Below are 21,108 nucleotides of genomic sequence, written 5' to 3'. Positions count from 1 at the left end.
TGCGACACTGGAGGAACCATGCCTAAGCCCGGAGAACTCACCTTTGTCGCGCCGCGCGGCGCCAAGCCCCCGCGACACCTCGCCGACCTGAGCCCCGCCGAGCGCAAGGAGGCCGTCGCCGAGCTGGGCGAGCAGGGCTTCCGCGCCAAGCAGCTCTCCAACCACTACTTCGGCCGGATGTCGGACGACCCGGAGAGCTGGACGGACATCCCCGCCGCCAGCCGGGCGAAGCTCACCGAGGCGCTGCTGCCGGACCTGATGAAGGTCGTGCGGCACGTCTCCTGCGACGACGACGCGACGCGCAAGACGCTGTGGCGGCTCTTCGACGGCACGCTGGTCGAGTCGGTGCTGATGCGCTACCCGGACCGCGTCACCATGTGCATCAGCTCGCAGGCCGGCTGCGGCATGAACTGCCCGTTCTGCGCGACCGGCCAGGCGGGGCTGACCCGCAACCTGTCGACGGCGGAGATCGTCGAGCAGATCGCCGCCGGGATGCGCTCCCTCAAGACCGGGGAGGTCCCCGGCGGTGAGGCGCGGCTGTCGAACGTGGTCTTCATGGGCATGGGCGAGCCGCTGGCCAACTACAACCGGGTGCTGGCCTCGATCCGCCGGCTCACCGACCCGGCGCCGGACGGCTTCGGCCTGTCCCAGCGCGGCGTCACCGTCTCCACCGTCGGTCTCGTCCCGGCGATGCACCGCTTCGCCGACGAGGGCCTCAGCTGCCGTCTGGCGCTGTCGCTGCACGCCCCGGACGACGAGCTGCGCGACGAGCTGGTGCCGGTGAACACCCGGTGGAAGGTCGCCGAGGTGCTGGACGCGGCGTGGAACTACGCGGAGAAGTCCGGCCGCCGGATCTCGATCGAGTACGCGCTGATCAAGGACATCAACGACCAGGCGTGGCGCGCCGACCTGCTCGGCCGCCTGATCCGCGGCAAGCGGGTGCACGTGAACCTGATCCCGCTGAACCCGACGCCCGGCTCCAAGTGGACGGCCTCCCGGCCCGAGGACGAGCGCGAGTTCGTCCGCCGGCTCCAGGCCCACGGCGTGCCGACGACCGTCCGCGACACCCGTGGCCAGGAGATCGACGGCGCCTGCGGCCAGCTCGCCGCGGCGGGCTAGCAGGACTACCGGAGCCCGGCGGCCGCCAGTGCGGCGGTCGCCCCGCCGGTGAGCAGCAGGGTGGTGCCGACCGCCAGGGTGCGCAGGGCGACGGCGCCGAAGAGCAGCCGGGGCGAGGTGCCCAGGCGCAGCAGCGCCTCGGTGACGCCCCGGCGGTCGGTGCGGACCTCGGCGAGGCGGGCGACGACGGCGGCGATCGCGCAGCCGAGGACGAGTCCGGCCTCGACGGCGGGCAGGGCGTCGGCCCGGTCGGGGGCGCCGATCCAGTAGCGGATGGTGGTGAGCACCACCGCGAGGACGAGGGTGAGCACGGCCAGTGGCGGGCCGAGCCGGCGGGCCTGGGCGGTGAGCCCGCGGCCGGCGAGCAGCCGCAGCGGGGTGGGCCGGCCGAGGGCGAGCAGGCGGCCGGTCCAGCCGAGCAGGGGGCCGGTGAGCAGGGCGAGGCCGAGCGCGCCGGCGGCCCAGCCGCCGAGGGCGGCGGTGCTGGTGGTGCCGAGCCCGGCGGGCAGGTGGATCGGGCGGCCGTCCACGGCGGCGCCGGGGCGCAGGGCGATGAGTTCGAGTGCGGCGCCGATGACCACCAGCCCGGTCGGCAGGGCGATGCGCCAGGGGCCGAAGCCCGTACGGCGGGTGGTGCGGCCGCCGGGCAGGGCGTCGGCGGCGGGGACGGAGCAGGCGGCGGCGATCCCGGCGGTGAGCGGCACCAGGGCGAGCAGGGTGACCGGGGCGGCGGCGGGCAGCGGCACGCCCATGCCGAGGTCGGGGGCGAGTGCGGGCCCGGCGATGTCGTTGCGCAGGACGAGGAAGAGCAGCAGGGTGAGCAGGCTGCCGAGGACGCAGGCGAGCGCGACCTCGCCGGCGATCAGGGCCCGGATGCGGCCGGTGCCGGCGCCGGCGGCGGTGAGGCCCGCGATGCGTTCGGGCCGTCGGGCGGGCACCGAGCGGGCGGCGACGGCGGCGAACCAGGCGACGGCGGCCAGCGGGGGCAGGCACCAGAGCAGGCGTACGAGCGCGTCCTCGGCGCCGTGCGGGTCGCTCATGGCCCGGCCGAGGGAGCGCAGCAGGAAGGCGGCGACCACGGCGGCGGCGAGGGCGGTGACCAGCCAGCGGCCGAGGTCGGGCACCCGGTAGCCCCGGGCCAGGCGGAGGTAGAACACGGCGACTCTTTCAGCGGCTGGGGGTGGCCGTGACGGCGGCGCCGCGCGGGACGGGCGCGGCGGGGGCGGTGAGGCGGCCGTCGACGAGGGCGACGGCGCGGTCCGCGAAGCGGACGAGCTCGGGGTCGTGGGTGGCCAGGACGAGGGTGAGCTGGTGCGAGCGGGCCGCGCTGGTGAGTATCCGCAGGACCTGGTCGGCGGCTTCGCGGTGCAGCGGCGCGGTGGGGTCGTCGGCGAAGACGACGGGCGGCAGCGGCGCGAGGGCGCGGGCGACAGCGATGCGCTGGCGCTGGCTCTGGAGGAGACGGTCGGGGCGCTGCTTGGCGACCTCGCCGACGTCGAGGCGCTCCAGCCATTCGGAGGCGGCGGTGTAGGCGGCCTTGTCGCCGGCGCCGGCGAGCAGCAGCGGCAGGGCGACGTTCTCGCGGGCGGTCAGCTCGGGCACCAGGTGCGGCTCGGAGCCGACGAAGCCGAAGCGGTCGCGGCGCAGCCGTTCGCGGCCGGCCCGGCCGAGGGTGTGGACGGGGGAGCTGTTGAACCACACCTCGCCCTCGTCGATGGGGAGTTGGGCGGAGAGGCAGCCGAGCAGGGTGCTCTTGCCGGAGCCGCGCGGGCCGGTGACGGCGAGCACCTCGCCCTCGCGGACGCCGATCGAGATGCCGCGCAGGGCGGGGGTGCCGTCGTGGGACTTGACGATCCCTCGGGCCCACAGCACGTCGTTGTCAGGCGGTGCCGCTGGCATGGGGTTCCATCCTGGGTGGCCGCAGGGATATGACAGTCGTCAGATTAGAACGACCGGGGACGGTCACGGTTGCGGCGCACTGGTCCATCACGGGCAAATCACCCGCATTCAGGCATGTTTGGTCGTACGACCGTGATGTGGACGTGATCACGGCGTGAACGCCGAAGGGCGGCCCCGGCGCCCGGGGTCCGGGCAGTGGGGCCGCCCTTCGGCGGAGGGTGGGGAAGAGGGCTCGGGGGATCCTCAGGGGATCAGAGCTTCGCCCACGCGTCGGTGAGGCTGGTCCGCAGGATCTGCTCGATCTCGTCGAAGGTCGACTGGTCGGAGATCAGCGGCGGGGCCAGCTGGATGACCGGGTCGCCACGGTCGTCGGCGCGGCAGTACAGGCCGTTGTCGAACAGGGCCTTCGAGAGGAAGCCGTAGAGCACGCGCTCGACCTCGTCGTCGTTGAAGGACTCCTTGGTGACCTTGTCCTTGACGAGCTCGATGCCGTAGAAGTACCCGTTGCCGCGGACGTCGCCGACGATCGGCAGGTCGCGCAGCTTGTTCAGGGTGCCCAGGAAGGCGGCCTCGTTGTCGAGGACCTTCTGGTTGAGGCCCTCGCGCTCGAAGATGTCGAGGTTGGCGAGCGCCACGGCCGAGGAGACCGGGTGGCCGGCGAAGGTGTAGCCGTGCAGGAAGGTGTTGTCACCCTTGTAGAACGGCTCGGCCAGGCGGTCGGAGATGATCGTGGCGCCGATCGGGGAGTAGCCCGAGGTCATGCCCTTGGCGCAGGTGATCATGTCGGGCTGGTAGCCGAACTTGTCGGCGCCGAACATGGTGCCGAGGCGGCCGAAGGCGCAGATGACCTCGTCCGAGACCAGCAGCACGTCGTGGCGGTCGCAGATCTCGCGCAGGCGCTGGAAGTAGCCGGGCGGCGGGGGGAAGCAGCCGCCGGCGTTCTGCACCGGCTCCACGAAGACGGCGGCGACGGTGTCGGCGCCCTCGTTGAGGATGGCGACCTCGATCTCGTCGGCGCACCAGCGGCCGTACGCCTCGGGGTCGACCGTGCCGTCCGGGCCTTCGAGGAAGGACGGGGCGCGGTAGATGTTGGTGTTCGGGGCCTTGTGGGTGCCCGGCACCAGCGGCTCGAACGGGGCCTTCAGGCCCGGCAGGCCCGTGATGGACAGCGCGCCCTGGGGGGTGCCGTGGTAGGCGACGGCCCGGGAGATGACCTTGTACTTGGTCGGCTTGCCGGTCAGCTTGAAGTACTGCTTGGCCAGCTTCCAGGCGGTCTCGACGGCCTCGCCGCCGCCGGTGGAGAAGAAGACCTTGTTCAGGTCGCCCGGGGCGTAGTTGGCCAGGCGCTCGGCCAGCTCGACGGCCTTGGGGTGCGCGTAGCTCCAGATCGGGAAGAACGCGAGTTCCTTGGCCTGCTTGGCGGCGACCTCGGCGAGCTCGGTGCGGCCGTGACCGGCCTGCACGACGAACAGGCCGGCGAGGCCGTCGATGTACTTCCGGCCCTTGTCGTCCCAGATGTACGTGCCCTCGCCCTTGACGATGGTGGGCACGGGGGAGTTCTCGTACGACGACATGCGGGTGAAGTGCATCCACAGGTGGTCGTAGGCGGTCTTGGAAAGGTCCTTCTGCGCCGGGTCGGCTGTCATCGGGTGCCCCAGGTGTAGGTCTGTTTCCGGAGCTTCAGGTAAACGAAGCTCTCGGTGCTCCGCACGCCGGGAAGCGCGCGGATGCGCTTGTTGATCAGTTCGAGCAGGTGCTCGTCGTCCTCGCAGACCAGTTCGGCCAGGAGGTCGAACGAGCCTGCGGTGCAGACGACGTAGTCGACCTCGTCGAGGGCGGCCAGCGCGTCGGCGACGGGTTCGATGTCGCCCTCGACGCGGATGCCGACCATCGCCTGGCGGGTGAAGCCGACGGTGAGCGGGTCCGTGACGGCGACGATCTGCATCACGCCCTGGTCGAGCAGCTTCTGGACGCGCTGTCGCACGGCCGCCTCCGACAGGCCGACGGCCTTGCCGATGGCGGCGTACGGGCGGCGCCCGTCCTCCTGCAGCTGCTCGATGATCGCCTTGGAGGCGGCGTCGAGGGGAACGCTTGCGTTCCGGTCGCGGTTGGCCACGCCGCCACTGTGCCCGATCGTTCCCTTGTTCGCAAGCGTGGAAACTGCTGATTTCGTCGAGATCTTGGAAAACGGGTGCGGATTTCATCGTCGCCGCATCAGCGGCCTGTCGATCCCGGCAGTCTTACGGCTACCCTGGCACCGTACGCGCGCGCCCCCGCAGGGAGGCGCGCATTCCGCCACCAGTGGATCGCGCCGCACCGGGCACGGCCACTCGGCACCCTTCGCCCGCCCGATCCGCCGACGTACCATGGCGCCGGATTCTGCAACGCCGCAGGCCCAGACCGAGGAGAGACCCGTGAGCGACCTTCGCACGCTGCGCAACTACATCAACGGTGAGTTCGTCGACGCGGCCGATGGCCGCACCCTCGACATCGTGGACCCGACCACCGGCGAGGTGTACGCGACGTCGCCGCTGTCGGGTGCCGCGGACGTGGACGCCGCGATGGCCTCCGCCGCCGCCGCCTTCCCGATCTGGCGCGACGCCACCCCGAGCACCCGGCAGAAGTTGCTGCTGAAGATCGCCGACGCGGTCGAGGCCCGGGCCGACGAGATCGTCGACGCCGAGGTGCGCAACACCGGCAAGCCGCGTGCGCTGACCCTCTCCGAGGAGATCGGCCCGATGGTGGACCAGATCCGCTTCTTCGCCGGTGCCGCCCGCCTGCTGGAGGGCAAGGCCGCCGGTGAGTACATGGACGGGATGACCTCGATCATCCGCCGCGAGCCGGTCGGCGTCTGCGCCCAGGTGGCGCCGTGGAACTACCCGATGATGATGGCGGTCTGGAAGTTCGCCCCGGCCATCGCCGCCGGCAACGCCGTCGTGCTCAAGCCCTCGGACACCACCCCGGCCTCCACCGTGCTGCTGGCCGAGATCATCGGCGGCATCCTCAAGGAGCTGGACCTGCCGGCCGGCGTCTTCAACGTCATCTGCGGCGACCGCGAGACCGGCAAGCTGATGGTCGAGCACAAGACCCCGGCGATGGCCTCCATCACCGGCTCCGTCCGCGCCGGCATCCAGGTCGCCGAGTCCGCCTCCAAGGACGTCAAGCGCGTCCACCTGGAGCTGGGCGGCAAGGCCCCCGTCGTGGTCTTCGAGGACGCCGACATCGCCGAGGCCGTCGAGGGCATCTCGGTGGCGGGCTTCTTCAACGCCGGCCAGGACTGTACGGCCGCCACCCGCGTGCTGGTGCACGAGTCGATCCACGACGCCTTCGTCGAGGCGCTGGCCAAGGCCGCGGCCGAGACCAAGACCGGCGGCGTGGACGACGAGGACGTGCTGTACGGCCCGCTGAACAACGCCAACCAGCTCAAGCAGGTCTCCGGCTTCATCGAGCGCCTGCCCGCCCACGCCAAGGTCGAGGCCGGTGGCCACCGGGTCGGCGACCAGGGCTACTTCTACGCCCCGACCGTCGTCTCCGGCCTGAACCAGGACGACGAGATCGTCCAGAACGAGGTCTTCGGCCCGGTCATCACCGTGCAGAAGTTCTCCGACGAGGACCAGGCCGTCGACTACGCCAACGGCGTCGAGTACGCGCTGGCCTCCTCGGTGTGGACCAAGGACCACGCCCGCGCCATGCGGATGTCGCGCCGCCTGGACTTCGGCTGCGTCTGGATCAACACCCACATCCCGCTGGTCGCGGAGATGCCGCACGGTGGCTTCAAGAAGTCCGGCTACGGCAAGGACCTCTCCTCCTACGGCTTCGAGGACTACACCCGGGTCAAGCACGTCATGACCGCGATCTAGTCGTAAGAGATGGTGATGGGCCCGGGTCGCACTGACCCGGGCCCGTGCCTTTGCAGGCTGTCGGCGGACCGCCCGACAGGCTGACAGGATGGAACTGCCCTTCGCGGGCCGGACTCCCTAGCCTTGCCGCATGAGCATCCCCACCGCCGACTCGGCCGCCGGCCAGGCCGTCAAGGCTTCCGACCGCGCGCACGTCTTCCACTCGTGGTCCGCCCAGGCACTGATCGACCCCCTCGCGGTGGCCGGCGCCGAGGGCTCGTACTTCTGGGACTACGAGGGCAACCGGTACCTCGACTTCTCCTCCCAGCTGGTCAACACCAACATCGGGCACCAGCACCCCCGGGTCGTCGCCGCGATCCAGGAGCAGGCGGCGAAGCTCTGCACCCTCGCCCCCGGCTTCGCCGTCGAGCCGCGCAGCGAGGCCGCCCGGCTGATCGCCGAGCGCACCCCCGGGGACCTCGACAAGATCTTCTTCACCAACGGCGGCGCCGAGGCCAACGAGAACGCCATCCGCATGGCCCGGCTGCACACCGGCCGGCAGAAGGTGCTCTCCACCTACCGCTCGTACCACGGCGCCACCGCCAACGCGATCGCCCTGACCGGGGACCCGCGCCGCTGGGCCAACGAGACCGGCGTCTCCGGCGTGGTGCACTTCTGGGGGCCCTACGCCTACCGCACCAACTTCCACGCCGAGAACGAGGCGCAGGAGTGCGAGCGCGCGCTGGAGCACCTGGAGCAGGTCATCGCCTTCGAGGGCCCCGGCACCGTCGCGGCGATCATCCTGGAGACGGTGGTCGGCACCGCCGGCATCCTCATCCCGCCGCCCGGCTACCTGGCCGGGGTGCGCGAGATCTGCGACCGGTACGGGATCGTGTTCATCCTCGACGAGGTGATGGCCGGCTTCGGGCGCACCGGGGAGTGGTTCGCCGCCGACCACTGGGGGATCACCCCGGACCTGCTCACCTTCGCCAAGGGCGTCAACTCCGGCTACGTGCCGCTGGGCGGCGTCGCCATCAGCGCCGAGATCGCCGCGACCTTCGCCGAGCGGCCCTTCCCCGGCGGGCTCACGTACTCCGGGCACCCGCTGGCCTGCGCCTCGGCCGTGGCCACCATCAACGCCATGGCGGAGGAGGGCATCGTCGAGAACGCCAGGGCCATCGGCGAGAACGTCCTCGGCCCGGGCCTGCGCGAGCTGGCCGAGCGGCACCCCTCGATCGGCGAGGTGCGGGGGCTGGGCGTGTTCTGGGCGCTGGACCTGGTCAAGGACCGGGCCACCCGCGAGCCGCTCGTGCCCTACAACGCGGCCGGCGCCGACAACGCGCCGATGGCCGAACTGGCCGCCGCCTGCAAGCGGCGTGGGCTGTGGCCGTTCGTCAACATGAACCGCTTCCACGTCGTCCCGCCGTGCACCGTCACCGAGGAGGAGGCCAAGGCCGGTCTCGCGGTGCTCGACGAGGCGCTCTCCGTCGCGGACGCCCACGTGATCTGACGGTTCGTCATCTCAGGCCCCGGCCACGGGAAGTGGCCGGGGCCGTCGTCAGCCCGGCCATCCTGGTTATCCCGGCCACCCCGGCCATTCCGGTCATCCCGGCCATTCCGGTCATCCCCGTCAGCGGCGCACGGCGTCCAGGGCGAGCAGCGCCACGTGCAGGGACAGGCAGGACTCCACCTGGTCGAGGTCGACGCCGAGGATGCGCTCGACCTTGTGCAGACGGTCGTAGAAGGACGGCCGGGACAGGTGCGCCGCGTCGGCCGCCGCCGACTTGTTGCGGCCCTGCTCCAGGTAGATCCGCAACATCTGCACCAACTGGCCGTTGTGCTCGGCGTCGTGCGCCAGCAGCGGGCCCAACTCCCGCTCCACGTACGTCTGGAGGCGGGCGTCGTCGCGCAGCAGGTGGAGCAGGCCCCGCAGCCGTACGTCCGGCAGCCGGTAGTAGGAGGCGGCCCTGGCGCCGCCCGGGGCGTCGTGCAGGGCCGCGTCGGCGACCTGGGTGGCCTCCAGCAGGGTGCGCCGGGCGTCGCGGACGGCGCCGACCGAGGAGCCGACCGCGACCACCGGACCCGCAGGGTCGGTGCCGCCCTGCCCGGCCTCGGCGGACATCCGGCGCAGGGTGGCGGAGAAGGCGTCCAGGGCGGCGTGCTCGTCCTGCTGGGCGCCGAGCGCGATCAGCAGGCCCACGCCCTCGTCGTCCAGCGCGCCGACCAGGGCGGACAGGCGGCAGGCGCGGACGGCCCCGGCGGCCAGCTCGGTGAAGTCGCGCAGCCGCGCCTGCGCCTCCAGCGCGGCCGGGATCGGTCCGCGCCGGCGCCGCAGCACCACGCCGACCAGGCGCCGGCCCTCCAGCGGGACGCCGAGCGCCTGGGCGCGCAGGGAGACCTCGGAGACGGTCAGCGCATGGGTGAGGATGCCGGACAGCAGGGTGCGGTGGGTCTGCCGCTCCAGGCTCTCCCGGTCGCGCACCACCAGGCGGTTGAGCGCCAGCGCGGAGGCGCCGCGCTCCAGCAGCATGGCGTGCGGGTGGCCCTCGCCCTCCGGCAGCGCCGGGCCCGGCTCCTGGACGAGGACGAGGCGGCCCCAGTCCTGGCCGCGGGCGCCGACCGTGGTCACCAGCCAGCCGCTGCGCGGGTCGTGGCCGGTGCGCCCGGGCGGGCGGACCCCGCGCGAGCGGCGCTCCCAGTCCTCCAGCACCTCGGCCTCCGGGCGCCCCGCGGTGTCGTGGGCGAGCACCTGGTGGGCGAGGTTCTCCAGGACGACCGGCGCGCCCGCCATCCGGGCGACCTGGCGGATCACCTCGGGCGGCTCGGCACCCTCCACCACCAGCTCGTTGAACACCTGGTGCACGGACTCCGAGACGCGCAGCTGCTCCAGCTGGGAGTTGACCACCAGGGCGTGCACGGCCTCGGTCACGGCGACGAAGCGCACCTCGCGGCGCAGCGCGACCAGCGGCAGCCCGCGCTGCTCGGCGGCGTTCACCAGGGCGCGGGGGAGCGTGTCGAAGTAGCGCCGGCCGAACTCGACGACCAGCCCGGCCACCCCGACCTCGTCCAGTTCGCGGACGTAGCGGGCCAGGCCCTCGCGGTCCTCGGGCAGCGCGATGCCGGTGGTCAGCACCAGCTCGCCGCCCCGGAGCATCCCGGCGACGTCGGGCAGCTCGCTGACGTGGACCCAGCGGACGGGCCGTTCCAGGCGGTCGGCGCCGGCCACGACCTGGGGCAGGCCGCGCCGCATCACGTCCAGGTCGAGCACACGGGCGACGGTGGGGAGCATCGCGGGCCTCCTGCGGAAGTGGGGGATGCAGGGTGTGAGGTGTGCAGGGTGTCAGGTGAATCATTCACCGTGGCGACGACCTGTCACCCCGTGAGGCGCCTTGCACACTGTAAGGCCCTTCGCGGCGAGACTGTCGGAGTGACCCTTGTCACCCTCGGCCTGCACCGGGCAAGGTCGGCGGGACCGCAGACCCCCACCGCGGACACGTGATCCCGCAGCGGTCGAACCACGGCACCAGGAGGCATTCGGATGGACCTGACCGACTTCGGCGCGGGCGCGCAGTACCTCGCGGGCCGCCAGGCCCGGGGGAGCGGCGATCCCTTCCAGGTCGTCAACCCGGCGGACGGCACGGTGGTCGAGGAGATCACCCTGGCCGGCGCCGAGGACGTCGAGGCCGCCGTCCGCGCGGCGAAGGCCGCCCTGCCCGGCTGGGCCCGGGCCACCCCCGGCACCCGGGCCGAGGCGCTCACCCGGCTCGCCGCCGTCCTGGCCGGGGCCGCCGACGACCTGGCCCGGGTGGAGACCTCCCAGACCGGCAAGCCGATCAGGCTGGCCACCGAGTTCGACGTGCCCGGCACCGTCGACAACGCCGCCTTCTTCGCCGGGGCCGCCCGCAACCTGGAGGGCAAGGCCGCCGGCGAGTACTCCGGCGACCACACCTCCTACGTCCGCCGCGAGGCGATCGGCGTGGTCGGCTCGATCTCCCCGTGGAACTACCCGCTGCAGATGGCCGCCTGGAAGATCCTCCCGGCGATCGCGGCCGGCAACACCATCGTCCTCAAGCCCGCCGAGCTGACCCCGCTGACCTCCGTGATGTTCGCCCGGGCCTGCACCGAGGCGGGCATCCCCGACGGCGTCGTCAACGTGGTCACCGGCGCCGGGCGCACCGTCGGCGAGCAGCTGGTCTCCCACCCCGACGTCGCCATGGTCTCCTTCACCGGCTCCACCGCCGTCGGCCGCCGCGTCGCCGAACTCGCCACCGCCACCGTCAAGCGCACCCACCTCGAACTCGGCGGCAAGGCCCCCTTCGTGGTCTTCGACGACGCCGACCTCGACGCCGCCGTCCACGGAGCCGTCGCCGCCTCGCTGATCAACGGCGGCCAGGACTGCACCGCCGCCACCCGCGCCTACGTCCAGCGCCCGCTGTACGACGCCTTCGTGGCCGGGGTGGCCGAGCTGTTCACGGCGATCCGCCTCGGCGACCCGCTCGACCCGCGCACCGACCTCGGCCCGCTGGTCTCGTACACCCACCGCGACCGGGTGGCCGCCTTCGTCGAGCGCGCCCGCTCGTACGCCACCGTCCTCACCGGGGGCTTCGCACCGGGGAAGGGCCACGACGGCACCGACCTCACCCGCGGCGCCTACTACGCCCCCACCCTGATCACCGGCGCGGCGCAGGACAGCGAGGTCGTCCAGGGCGAGATCTTCGGCCCGGTGCTGGTCGTGCTGCCCTTCGACGGCGACGACGAGGGCCTGCGGCTGGCCAACGACACCCCCTACGGCCTGGCCGCCTCCGCCTGGACGACGAACGTGCACCGCTCGCTGCGCGCCACCCGGGAGATCGCCGCCGGGTGCGTCTGGGTCAACGACCACATCCCGATCATCAGCGAGATGCCGCACGGCGGCTACAAGGCGTCCGGCTACGGCAAGGACATGTCCCAGTACTCGCTGGACGAGTACACCCAGGTCAAGCACGTCATGTTCGACACCACGGCGGTGGCCCGCAAGGACTGGCACCGCACCGTGTTCGGCGACAGATGACCCCGCCGGGGTGCCCCCCACACCCCCAACCCCTCCAGGAGGCCCGTTCCATGGTGTTCAACCAGCTCGCCGACGGTCTGCCCGAACCGGTCCGCAGGGCCTGGGAACGCAGTCTGACCAGCGGCCGGGCCGCGGTCGGCCGGCGCGCCCTGCTGCGGGCCGGGGCGCTGGCCGCCGGGGCGGGCGCCCTGACGGCCTGCGGCATCCCCGCCGCACCCCGCGTCAGCGGCGACTCGACGGCGGGCGCCGCCAAGGACCTCTCGGAGAGCGAGAAGGAGGTCGAGTTCTCCAACTGGCCGCTGTACGTGGACACCGACGAGAAGGACAAGCAGAAGCACGCCACCCTGGACGCCTTCACCGCCGCCACCGGCATCAAGGTCAAGTACACCGAGGACGTCAACGACAACGTCGAGTTCTTCGGCAAGGTCAAGCCGCAGCTCGCCGCCGGGCAGGACACCGGGCGCGACCTGATGGTGCTCACCGACTGGATGGCCGCCCGGCTGATCCGCCTCGGCTGGGCGCAGAAGCTCAACCCGGCCAACGTCACCACCGCCATCACCAACGTCGAGGCCCGCTTCCGCGCCCCCGACTGGGACCCGGGGCGGCTCTACTCCTACCCCTGGGCCGGCATCCAGGCCGTCGTCGCCTACAACAAGAAGGCCACCAAGGGCCGGGAGGTCACCAGCGTCTCCCAACTGCTCGACGACCCCGAGCTGAAGGGCCGGGTCACCTTCCTCTCCGAGATGCGCGACAGCATCGGGATGGTCCTGCTGGACATGGGCAAGGACCCGGCCAAGTTCACCGCCGACGACTACGCGGCCGCCGTCGCCCGGCTCCAGAAGGCCGTCGACAGCAAGCAGATCCGCCGCTTCACCGGCAACGACTACGGCCAGGAGCTGTCCTCCGGCGACATCGCCGCCTGCATCGCCTGGGGCGGGGACCTCATCCAACTGCGCGCCGACAACCCGGACATCGAGTTCGCCGTCCCCGAGAAGGGCTACATCGTCTCGACCGACAACCTGCTCGTCCCGGCCAAGGCCCGGCACAAGACCAATGCCGAGAAGCTGATCGACTTCTACTACCAGCCGAAGATCGCGGCGCAGCTCGTCGCGGGCATCGGCTTCGTCTCCGCCGTCACCGGCATGAAGGACGAACTCGCCACCCTCGCCCCCGACAGCGCCGCCAACCCGCTGGTCGTCCCCACCCCCGAGATGGCGACCAAGGCCCACGTCTTCCGCACCCTCACCGAGAGCGAGGAGAGCGACTTCGAGCAGAAGTTCTCCAAGCTCATCGGCGCGTGAGCTCCCCCTCTCCCGTGCCCTCCGTCGACGGACCAGACCAACCAGGAAGACACCCCATGACAGACCAGCAGCGCGACGCGGGCGGCGGCGACGTCCGGCTCACCGGCATCGGCAAGACCTACGGCGCCTTCACCGCCGTCCACCCGCTCGACCTCACCGTCCCCCAGGGCTCCTTCTTCGCCCTCCTCGGCGCCTCCGGCTGCGGCAAGACCACCACCCTGCGCATGATCGCCGGCCTGGAGGAGCCCACCAGCGGCACCGTCCTGATCGGCGGCCAGGACGTCACCGCCCTGCCCCCGTACAAGCGCCCGGTCAACACCGTCTTCCAGAGCTACGCCCTCTTCCCCCACCTCGACATCTTCGAGAACGTCGCCTTCGGCCTGCGCCGCCGCGGGAAGAAGGACGTCCGCCGGCAGGTCGAGGAGATGCTCGAGCTCGTCGAGCTGGGCCCGTACGCCCGGCGCAAGCCGCACCAGCTCTCCGGCGGCCAGCAGCAGCGCGTCGCCGTCGCCCGCGCCCTGATCAACCACCCCCAGGTGCTGCTCCTCGACGAGCCGCTCGGCGCCCTCGACCTCAAGCTGCGCCGCCAGATGCAGCTGGAGCTCAAGCGCATACAGACCGAGGTCGGCATCACCTTCGTCCACGTCACCCACGACCAGGAGGAGGCCATGACCATGGCCGACACCATCGCGGTGATGAACGGCGGCCGGGTCGAGCAACTGGGCGCGCCCGCCGACCTGTACGAGAACCCCGGCACCACCTTCGTCGCCAACTTCCTCGGCCAGTCCAACCTGCTGCCCGCCGAGGTCTCCGGCGGCGCGGGCGAGGATCTGCTGCTCACCGTCGGCGGCGCCCGCCTCGCCGTGCCCCGGGCCCGCTGCGCCACCGGGGCCCAGCGCGTGCACCTGGGCGTGCGGCCCGAGAAGATCACCATCACCCACGCCACCGGGGAGGTCGCCGAGGGCCGCAACCGGCTCGGCGGCACGGTCGTCGACTCCAGCTTCATCGGCGTCTCCACCCAGTACGTGGTGCGCACCGACGGCGGCCAGGAGGTCACCGTCTTCGAGCAGAACATGGAGCGCGACGCCCGGATCGTCCCCGGTGCCCCCGTGCTGCTGCACTGGAACCCGGCGCACTCCTTCGCCCTCGACGCCGCGCAGGCGATCGACGCGGGCACCGCCGAGGAGGCTTCGTGACCGCCACCGCCCCGGCCGCGCCGCCGCAGGCCGTACCGCTCGCCGAGGGGACCCGGAAGCCGAGGCGCCGGCTCACCCCGTACTGGCTGCTGCTGCCCGGCATCGCCTGGCTGGTCGTCTTCTTCGCCGTCCCGATGGTCTACCAGGCGTCGACCTCGCTGCAGACCGGCTCCCTCGAGGAGGGCTTCCAGGTCACCTGGCACTTCTCGACGTACTGGGACGCCTTCGTCGAGTACAAGTGGCACTTCGTCCGCTCGTTCTCCTACGCGGCCACCGCCACCGTGCTCTGCCTGGCCATCGGCTACCCGCTCGCGTACACCATCGCCTTCAAGGCGAGCCGGCGCTGGCGCAACGTCATCCTGATCCTGGTCATCGCGCCGTTCTTCACCAGCTTCCTGATCCGCACCCTGGCCTGGAAGACGATTCTGTCCGACGGCGGCCCGGTGGTCGGCGCCCTCAACGCGCTGCACGTCCTGGACGTCACCGACGCCCTGGGCCTCACCTCCGGCGACCGGGTGCTCGCCACCCCGCTGGCCGTGGTCTGCGGCCTCACCTACAACTTCCTGCCGTTCATGATCCTGCCGCTGTACACCTCGCTGGAGCGGATCGACCCCCGGCTGCACGAGGCGGCCTCGGACCTGTACGCCCGGCCGTTCACCACCTTCCGCAAGGTGACCTTCCCGATCTCGCTGCCCGGCGTCGTCGCCGGCACCCTGCTGACCTTCATCCCGGCCTCCGGCGACTACATCAACGCCCAGCTGCTGGGCTCGCCCAGCGAGCAGATGGTCGGCAACGGCATCCAGAAGCAGTTCCTGAACGTGCTCGACTACCCCACGGCGGCCGCGCTGAGCTTCATCCTGATGGCCCTGATCCTGGGCATGGTGACGGTCTACATGCGCAAGGCCGGGACGGAGGAACTCGTCTGATGTCCCGCATCCTCACCTGGATCCGCGCCCACCTGGTGGTGCTGGCCGGCCTGCTGGCCCTCGCCTACCTCGTGCTGCCCAACCTGGTCGTGCTGGCCTTCTCCTTCAACAGGCCCGCCGGCAAGTTCAACTACGAGTGGAACGAGTTCTCCACCGACGCCTGGACCGACCCCTGCGGCGTGGCCGACATGTGCCAGTCGCTCTCGCTCAGCCTCCAGGTCGCGGTGCTCGCCACGATCGGCGCCACCGTCCTCGGCACCATGGTCGCCTTCGCGCTGGCCCGGTACCGCTTCCGCGGCCGCTCGGCCACCACCGCGATGATCTTCCTGCCGATGGCCATGCCCGAGGTGGTCATGGCCGCCTCCCTCGGGACGCTGTTCCTCAACATGCGCATCCCGTTCGGCTTCACCACCATCCTCATCGCGCACATCATGTTCTGCCTCAGCTTCGTGGTGACGGCCGTCAAGGCGCGCGTGATGAGCATGGACCCCACGCTCGAACAGGCCGCCCAGGACCTGTACGCGACCCCCGTCCAGACCTTCCTGCGGGTGACCCTCCCGCTGGCCGCCCCCGGCATCGCGGCGGGCGCGCTGCTCAGCTTCGCGCTCTCCTTCGACGACTTCATCATCACCCAGTTCAACTCGGGCCCGTCCACGGTCACCTTCCCGATGTTCGTCTGGGGCGCCTCGCAGCGCGGCATCCCGGTGCAGGTCAACGTCATCGGCACCGCGATGTTCCTGGCCGCCGTCGCGCTGACCGTCGTCGGCCAGTGGATCGGCAACCGCCGCAAGGCCGCCGCCTGACATACGGTCGGTCAGCGATGGCCCCGTACCGTCCCCAATCAGTGGAAAGCAGCTGATAATGCATGGACTCCGCCCGCGCGCTCAGTGACGCCAGGCCCACCCCCTTCTGGCTGGAGGACCCAGGGCGGCCCGAGGCGCTGCCCGCCCTGGTCGGCGAGACCAGCTGCGACCTGCTGGTCGTCGGCGGCGGCTACTCCGGGCTCTGGACCGCCCTCCTCGCCAAGGAGCGCGACCCTTCCCTGGACGTCGTCCTCCTCGAGGGCAACGAGGTCGGCTGGGCCGCCTCCGGGCGCAACGGCGGATTCTGCGCGGCCAGCCTCACCCACGGCTTCGGCAACGGACTCCAGCGCTGGCCTTCCGAACTCGCCCGGCTCGAACGCCTCGGCGCCGCCAACCTCGACGGCATCGAGGCCGCGATCAAGCGCTACGGCATCGACGCCGAATGGGAGCGCACCGGCGAGATCGACGTCGCCACCCAGCCCCACCAGGTCGAGGAGCTCCACGAGATCGCCGAGGCCGTCCAGCGGTACGGCTTCGACCTCACCGTCCTCGACGCCGACCAGCTGCGCGCCGAGGTCGACTCGCCGACCTTCCTCGGCGGCCTCTGGGACAAGGAGGGCGTGGCCATGGTCCACCCCGCCAAGCTCGCCTGGGGCCTCAAGGAGGCGTGCCTCGCCCAGGGCGTGCGGATCCACGAGCGCACCCGGGCCACCGAACTGCGCGAGCACGGCGCCGGCATGGCCGCCCGCACCCCGTACGGCCGGGTCCTCGCCCGCCGCGTCGCGCTCGGCACCAACGTGTTCCCGTCCCTGCTCAGGCGCGTACGTCCGTACGTCGTCCCCGTGTACGACTACGCGCTGATGACCGAGCCGCTCAGCGAGGAGCAGCGCGCCGCGATCGGCTGGCGCGGGCGGCAGGGGCTCGGCGACAGCGCCAACAAGTTCCACTACTTCCGGCTCACTGCCGACGACCGCATCCTCTGGGGCGGCTACGACGCGGTCTACCACTACGGCGGCCACGTCCGGCACGAGTACGACCAGCGGCCGGAGACCTTCCGCACCCTCGCCCGGCACTTCTTCCGCTGCTTCCCGCAGCTGGAGGGGCTGCGCTTCACCAACGCCTGGGGCGGTGCCATCGACACCTGCAGCCGCTTCTCGGCCTTCTTCGACACCGCGTACCGGGGGAAAGTCGCCTACGCGGTCGGCTACACCGGGCTCGGCGTCGGCGCGACCCGCTTCGGTGCCGAGGTGATGCTCGACCTCCTCGCCGGGGAGCGCACCGAGCGCACCGAGCTGGACATGGTCCGCAGCAAGCCGCTGCCGTTCCCGCCCGAACCCGTGCGCTGGGCCGGTATCGGGATCACCACCCGCTCCCTGGAGGCGGCCGACCGCAACGGCGGCCACCGCAACCTGTGGCTGCGCACGCTCGACCGGCTGGGGCTCGGTTTCGACAGCTGAGCCCGCTACCCGTGTAAGAGGGACCCGTCGTCCGCCTCTCCTTGGTGACGGCGGGTCCCGCAGCACCCGCCGCAGCGAACGGAACGCGTGCGAGAAGCGGGGACAGACGACATGGAGACCACCGGACTGCACTGGCTCGCCCAGGTGATGCCGAACCCGGAGGCGTTCCGCGCCCACTGGGAACGCACCGGGCTGGGAGTGATGCTGCTGCCCGCCGGGCGCCGCTGGGACGTCCTCACCGTCCCCGGCCGGCTCGGGCGCCCGGCACTCGACGTCCTGGCCGCCGGGCCGTGCGGGCCCGTGTTCACGGACTCCGGCGGTTCCGGGGATTCCGGGGGTTCCGGGAGCGGGTACGTCGGGTTCCTCGTGCCGGTGGGCACCGCCGCGCGGTGGATCGGCACCGGGGTGCGCAGCTCGGGGGAGGGCACCTGGATCCCGGTCCCGCACCCCGGGCGTCGCAGCCGTGGGGTGCGGTGGCTGGTGCCGCCCGACGGCTCCGGGCGGCTCAACGACCCGGTGATGCTGGAGCTGGCCCTGCACGAGGCGGCGGCGGGGCTCACCGACTGGTGAGGTCTCGCGGGGCTGATTCGTCGGCCTGATTCGCGGGGCTGATTCGCGGGGCGGCGGGCGTACGGGCGGCGGGTCAGACTGGAATCGTGAGCACCGCCCCGCACACCACGGCCCCGCACACCACGGCCCCGCACACCGCCGACCCCTCCCTGCGCCCGGGCCCCGCCCAGCTGCGCCTCGCCGCCGTGGCCGCGTCCGTCTGCGACCGGTACGGACTGGCGCTGGCCGGCGCGCACGCGCTGCGCGCCCACGGCGTGGCGGCCTGCGCTCAGGACGGGCTCACCCTGGTCACCGGCGGCGCCGACCTGACCGCGGTGGCAGCCGCCCTCGCCGGGGCCTACCGGGCGGCGGGCGGCGAGGCCCTCGAACGGCCCGGCACGCCGCGGCTGGAACAGCTCACGGTGCGCCTCGCGCTCGGCGGGCGCTCGCACGGGGTGGAGCTGCGCAAGGAACCGCTCGGCCACCGGCCCGTCCGGCTCGAGCTCGGTGCCCCCGGGCCGGAGGAGCCCCCGGTGACGCTGCCCGTCGTCGCCCTGGAGGACGCGGCGGCGCTCACGACCGCACTGCTCGTCGACCGGGGCATGCCGAGGGACCTGATCGATGTGCACGCCCTCACCGGCGACTACCGCGAGGGCGAACTAGTCGCGCTGGCCCGGGAGTTGGACGCCGACTTCCAGCCCACCGGGCTCGCCGACCGGCTGGAGACCCTGGCCGAGGCCGCCGACGGACGGTTCCGCGCCCGGGGCCTCCCGGCGGAGGAGGTGGACGGGCTCAAGCGATGGGCGCTCGCCTGGGCGCAGGACCTGCGGCTCGACCTGCTGGAGACGCAGGAGGCGCCGGACGGGCTGCACGACCCGTATCTGGAGGACGCGGATGCGGACGCGGACGCCTGAGGGCGGGCTGATGCCCGGGCGGACCGTGCTGAACGACCTGTAAGGCTGAATCCGCGATACCCGTCAGCCTGTTCGTTGAGCCCGGGCCGGGTGGCCACCAGACTGGGAGACGAACGCGGTAGCCCCGTGAAACCCGTCGCCCGGCCCCCCGGTCCGGCGGCGCCGGACCGTACCGGCGGCAGCGCGCCGCCCGGGACTTCGGAGGCAGACGGACCTTGAGCAAGCACATCATTCACTGGATCGGCGGCAAGCCCGTCGCCACCGCCGGTGCCGCGCCCCGCCGCGGCGACGTCTTCGACCCGGCCACCGGCCAGGTCGCCGGACAGGTCGACTTCGCCGGGATCGCGGAGGTCGACCAGGCCGTGGCCGCCGCCGCCTCGGCCTTCGCCGACTGGCGCACCGCGTCGATCGCCCGGCGGACCACGGTGCTCTTCGCCTTCCGCGAGCTGCTGAACGCCCGCCGCGAGGAGCTGGCGTCGATCATCGTCTCCGAGCACGGCAAGGTGCACTCCGACGCCCTCGGTGAGATCGCTCGCGGCCTGGAGGTCGTCGAGTACGCCTGCGGCATCCCGCAGCTGGTCAAGGGCGGCTACACCGAGCAGGCGTCCACCGGCGTCGACGTCTACTCGATCCGCCAGCCGCTCGGCCCCGTCGCGATCATCTCGCCGTTCAACTTCCCGGCGATGGTGCCGATGTGGTTCTTCCCGATCGCCATCGCGGCCGGGAACACCGTCGTGGTGAAGCCTTCGGAGAAGGACCCGTCCGCGGCCAACTTCCTCGCCGAGCTGTGGAAGGAGGCGGGCCTGCCGGACGGCGTCTTCAACGTCGTGCACGGCGACAAGGTCGCCGTCGACCGCCTGCTGGAGCACCCGGACGTCAAGTCCGTCAGCTTCGTCGGCTCCACCCCGATCGCCCGCTACGTCTACGAGACCGGCACCCGCTACGGCAAGCGCGTGCAGGCCCTCGGCGGCGCCAAGAACCACATGCTGGTCCTGCCCGACGCCGACCTCGACCTCGCCGCCGACGCCGCCGTCAACGCGGGCTTCGGCGCGGCCGGCGAGCGCTGCATGGCCGTCTCCGTCCTGGTCGCCGTCGACCCGATCGGCGACGAGCTCGTGGAGAAGATCAAGCAGCGCATCGCCACCCTCAAGGTCGGCCCGGGCTGCAACGGCGACTCCGAGATGGGCCCGCTGGTCACCGGCCAGCACCGCGACAAGGTCACCTCCTACGTGGAGTCCGGCGTCGCGGACGGCGCCGAGCTGGCTGTGGACGGCCGAAAGCATCCGGTCACCGGCGAGGACGCCAACGGCGCTCCGACCGGCGACGGCTTCTGGCTCGGCCCCACCCTGTTCGACCACGTGAAGCCCGGCATGTCCGTCTACAACGACGAGATCTTCGGCCCGGTCCTCTCCGTGGTGCGCGTCGCCTCCTACGAGGAGGGTGTGGCGCTCATCAACGCCAACCCGTACGGCAACGGCACCGCCCTCTTCACCAACGACGGCGGCGCGGCCCGGCGCTTCCAGTTCGAGGTCGAGGTCGGCATGGTCGGGATCAACGTGCCGATCCCGGTGCCCGTCGCCTACTACTCCTTCGGCGGCTGGAAGGCGTCCCTCTTCGGCGACGCCCACGCCTACGGCCAGGACGGCGTGCAGTTCTTCACCCGGGGCAAGGCCGTGACCCAGCGCTGGCTGGACCCCTCGCACGGCGGCATCAACCTCGGCTTCCCCACCAACACCTGAGTCCGTACGTACGGAGTCGCAGCCGGCCGGGCCCCTGGACCACCAGGGGCCCGGCCGGCTCCTTTGCACCGCGTTTGCATCCGAGGGTCGAGACGCGTAGAGTTCTTCGAGCTGCCTGGCAGGGAGCACCGGACACGCATCGGCGCGGACGGTCCCGAAGCAGCCAATCCTTCGAAACACCACTTCCCGGTTCGGGCTGGGTCGCGTCTGCCTTTTTCGGCTCGCGGCTTGGGCCTTATTCGGCGTGCTCGTTTTATCGGATTGCGGCCGGATTCGCTTTTCGGAGCGGGGATCGGCTAGAGTTTGAAACGTCGGA

At 72.0% G+C, this 21,108-nt stretch carries 17 protein-coding genes; 12 read left to right on the top strand and 5 right to left on the bottom strand.

Annotated elements, in window-relative coordinates:
* Window positions 1-18 precede the first annotated feature (18 nt).
* Window positions 19-1,119 (top strand): 23S rRNA (adenine(2503)-C(2))-methyltransferase RlmN, encoded by a 1,101-nt coding sequence (gene rlmN / locus ACIBCA_RS34505; protein WP_396287063.1) that lies wholly within the window; start codon window positions 19-21, stop codon window positions 1,117-1,119.
* Between the two features lie 5 nt (window positions 1,120-1,124).
* On the opposite strand, the gene ACIBCA_RS34500 is transcribed toward rlmN, so the two are convergent.
* The 4 genes from ACIBCA_RS34500 to ACIBCA_RS34485 all read right to left on the bottom strand — a co-directional run bounded on the left by ACIBCA_RS34500 (window position 1,125) and on the right by ACIBCA_RS34485 (window position 5,134).
* Window positions 1,125-2,276 carry a hypothetical protein gene (locus ACIBCA_RS34500; RefSeq protein ID WP_396287062.1) on the bottom strand — a complete coding sequence of 384 codons (1,152 nt, stop codon included), beginning with the start codon at window positions 2,274-2,276 and terminating at the stop codon, window positions 1,125-1,127.
* 10 nt (window positions 2,277-2,286) lie between these two features.
* A complete protein-coding gene (locus tag ACIBCA_RS34495; protein WP_396287061.1) occupies window positions 2,287-3,018 on the bottom strand; it encodes an ABC transporter ATP-binding protein in 732 nt (243 codons plus the stop codon).
* A gap of 251 nt (window positions 3,019-3,269) precedes the next feature.
* Complete coding sequence (locus tag ACIBCA_RS34490; protein WP_396287060.1) at window positions 3,270-4,664, bottom strand: aspartate aminotransferase family protein; 1,395 nt, start codon at window positions 4,662-4,664, stop codon at window positions 3,270-3,272.
* Window positions 4,661-5,134 carry an Lrp/AsnC family transcriptional regulator gene (locus ACIBCA_RS34485; RefSeq protein ID WP_030243538.1) on the bottom strand — a complete coding sequence of 158 codons (474 nt, stop codon included), beginning with the start codon at window positions 5,132-5,134 and terminating at the stop codon, window positions 4,661-4,663. Before ACIBCA_RS34485 ends, ACIBCA_RS34490 begins: the two co-directional genes overlap by 4 nt.
* Window positions 5,135-5,384: 250 nt before the next feature.
* On the opposite strand from ACIBCA_RS34485, the gene ACIBCA_RS34480 reads away from it, so the two are divergent.
* Entirely contained in the window at window positions 5,385-6,878 is a 1,494-nt protein-coding gene (locus ACIBCA_RS34480; RefSeq protein ID WP_396287058.1) for a gamma-aminobutyraldehyde dehydrogenase, read from the top strand.
* A gap of 130 nt (window positions 6,879-7,008) precedes the next feature.
* A complete protein-coding gene (locus tag ACIBCA_RS34475; protein ID WP_396287057.1) occupies window positions 7,009-8,367 on the top strand; it encodes an aspartate aminotransferase family protein in 1,359 nt (452 codons plus the stop codon).
* 120 nt (window positions 8,368-8,487) lie between these two features.
* On the opposite strand, the gene ACIBCA_RS34470 is transcribed toward ACIBCA_RS34475, so the two are convergent.
* Entirely contained in the window at window positions 8,488-10,146 is a 1,659-nt protein-coding gene (locus ACIBCA_RS34470; protein WP_396287056.1) for a PucR family transcriptional regulator, read from the bottom strand.
* A 249-nt stretch (window positions 10,147-10,395) separates the two neighbouring features.
* Here ACIBCA_RS34470 and ACIBCA_RS34465 point away from each other — a divergent pair, with 249 nt between their 5' ends.
* The 9 genes from ACIBCA_RS34465 to ACIBCA_RS34425 all read left to right on the top strand — a co-directional run bounded on the left by ACIBCA_RS34465 (window position 10,396) and on the right by ACIBCA_RS34425 (window position 20,792).
* A complete protein-coding gene (locus tag ACIBCA_RS34465; protein ID WP_396287055.1) occupies window positions 10,396-11,907 on the top strand; it encodes a gamma-aminobutyraldehyde dehydrogenase in 1,512 nt (503 codons plus the stop codon).
* A 50-nt stretch (window positions 11,908-11,957) separates the two neighbouring features.
* Window positions 11,958-13,208, top strand: coding sequence for a spermidine/putrescine ABC transporter substrate-binding protein (locus tag ACIBCA_RS34460; protein WP_396287054.1), 1,251 nt, complete (start codon window positions 11,958-11,960; stop codon window positions 13,206-13,208).
* A 56-nt stretch (window positions 13,209-13,264) separates the two neighbouring features.
* Entirely contained in the window at window positions 13,265-14,404 is a 1,140-nt protein-coding gene (locus ACIBCA_RS34455; protein WP_396287053.1) for an ABC transporter ATP-binding protein, read from the top strand.
* Window positions 14,401-15,330, top strand: a complete 930-nt coding sequence (locus ACIBCA_RS34450) for an ABC transporter permease (RefSeq protein WP_396287052.1) — start codon at window positions 14,401-14,403, stop codon at window positions 15,328-15,330. Before ACIBCA_RS34455 ends, ACIBCA_RS34450 begins: the two co-directional genes overlap by 4 nt.
* Window positions 15,330-16,133, top strand: coding sequence for an ABC transporter permease (locus tag ACIBCA_RS34445; RefSeq protein ID WP_396287051.1), 804 nt, complete (start codon window positions 15,330-15,332; stop codon window positions 16,131-16,133). The genes ACIBCA_RS34450 and ACIBCA_RS34445 overlap by 1 nt, the downstream gene beginning before the upstream one ends.
* A 62-nt stretch (window positions 16,134-16,195) precedes the next feature.
* Complete coding sequence (locus ACIBCA_RS34440; RefSeq protein WP_396287050.1) at window positions 16,196-17,590, top strand: NAD(P)/FAD-dependent oxidoreductase; 1,395 nt, start codon at window positions 16,196-16,198, stop codon at window positions 17,588-17,590.
* 111 nt (window positions 17,591-17,701) lie between these two features.
* Window positions 17,702-18,160 (top strand): hypothetical protein, encoded by a 459-nt coding sequence (locus tag ACIBCA_RS34435; RefSeq protein WP_396287049.1) that lies wholly within the window; start codon window positions 17,702-17,704, stop codon window positions 18,158-18,160.
* An 86-nt stretch (window positions 18,161-18,246) separates the two neighbouring features.
* The gene (locus tag ACIBCA_RS34430) at window positions 18,247-19,053 is read left to right on the top strand and encodes a nucleotidyl transferase AbiEii/AbiGii toxin family protein (protein WP_396287048.1); all 807 of its coding nucleotides are present in this window, start codon (window positions 18,247-18,249) and stop codon (window positions 19,051-19,053) included.
* Window positions 19,054-19,268: 215 nt separating this feature from the next.
* Window positions 19,269-20,792 (top strand): CoA-acylating methylmalonate-semialdehyde dehydrogenase, encoded by a 1,524-nt coding sequence (locus tag ACIBCA_RS34425; RefSeq protein ID WP_396287047.1) that lies wholly within the window; start codon window positions 19,269-19,271, stop codon window positions 20,790-20,792.
* Window positions 20,793-21,108 lie beyond the last annotated feature (316 nt).

The organism is Kitasatospora sp. NPDC051170 (assembly GCF_044455705.1).
In the GTDB taxonomy this organism is placed as follows: Bacteria; Actinomycetota; Actinomycetes; order Streptomycetales; family Streptomycetaceae; genus Kitasatospora.
The sequence above is the reverse complement of the archived record's forward strand: the minus strand, read 5'-3'. Positions and strand labels throughout refer to the sequence as shown.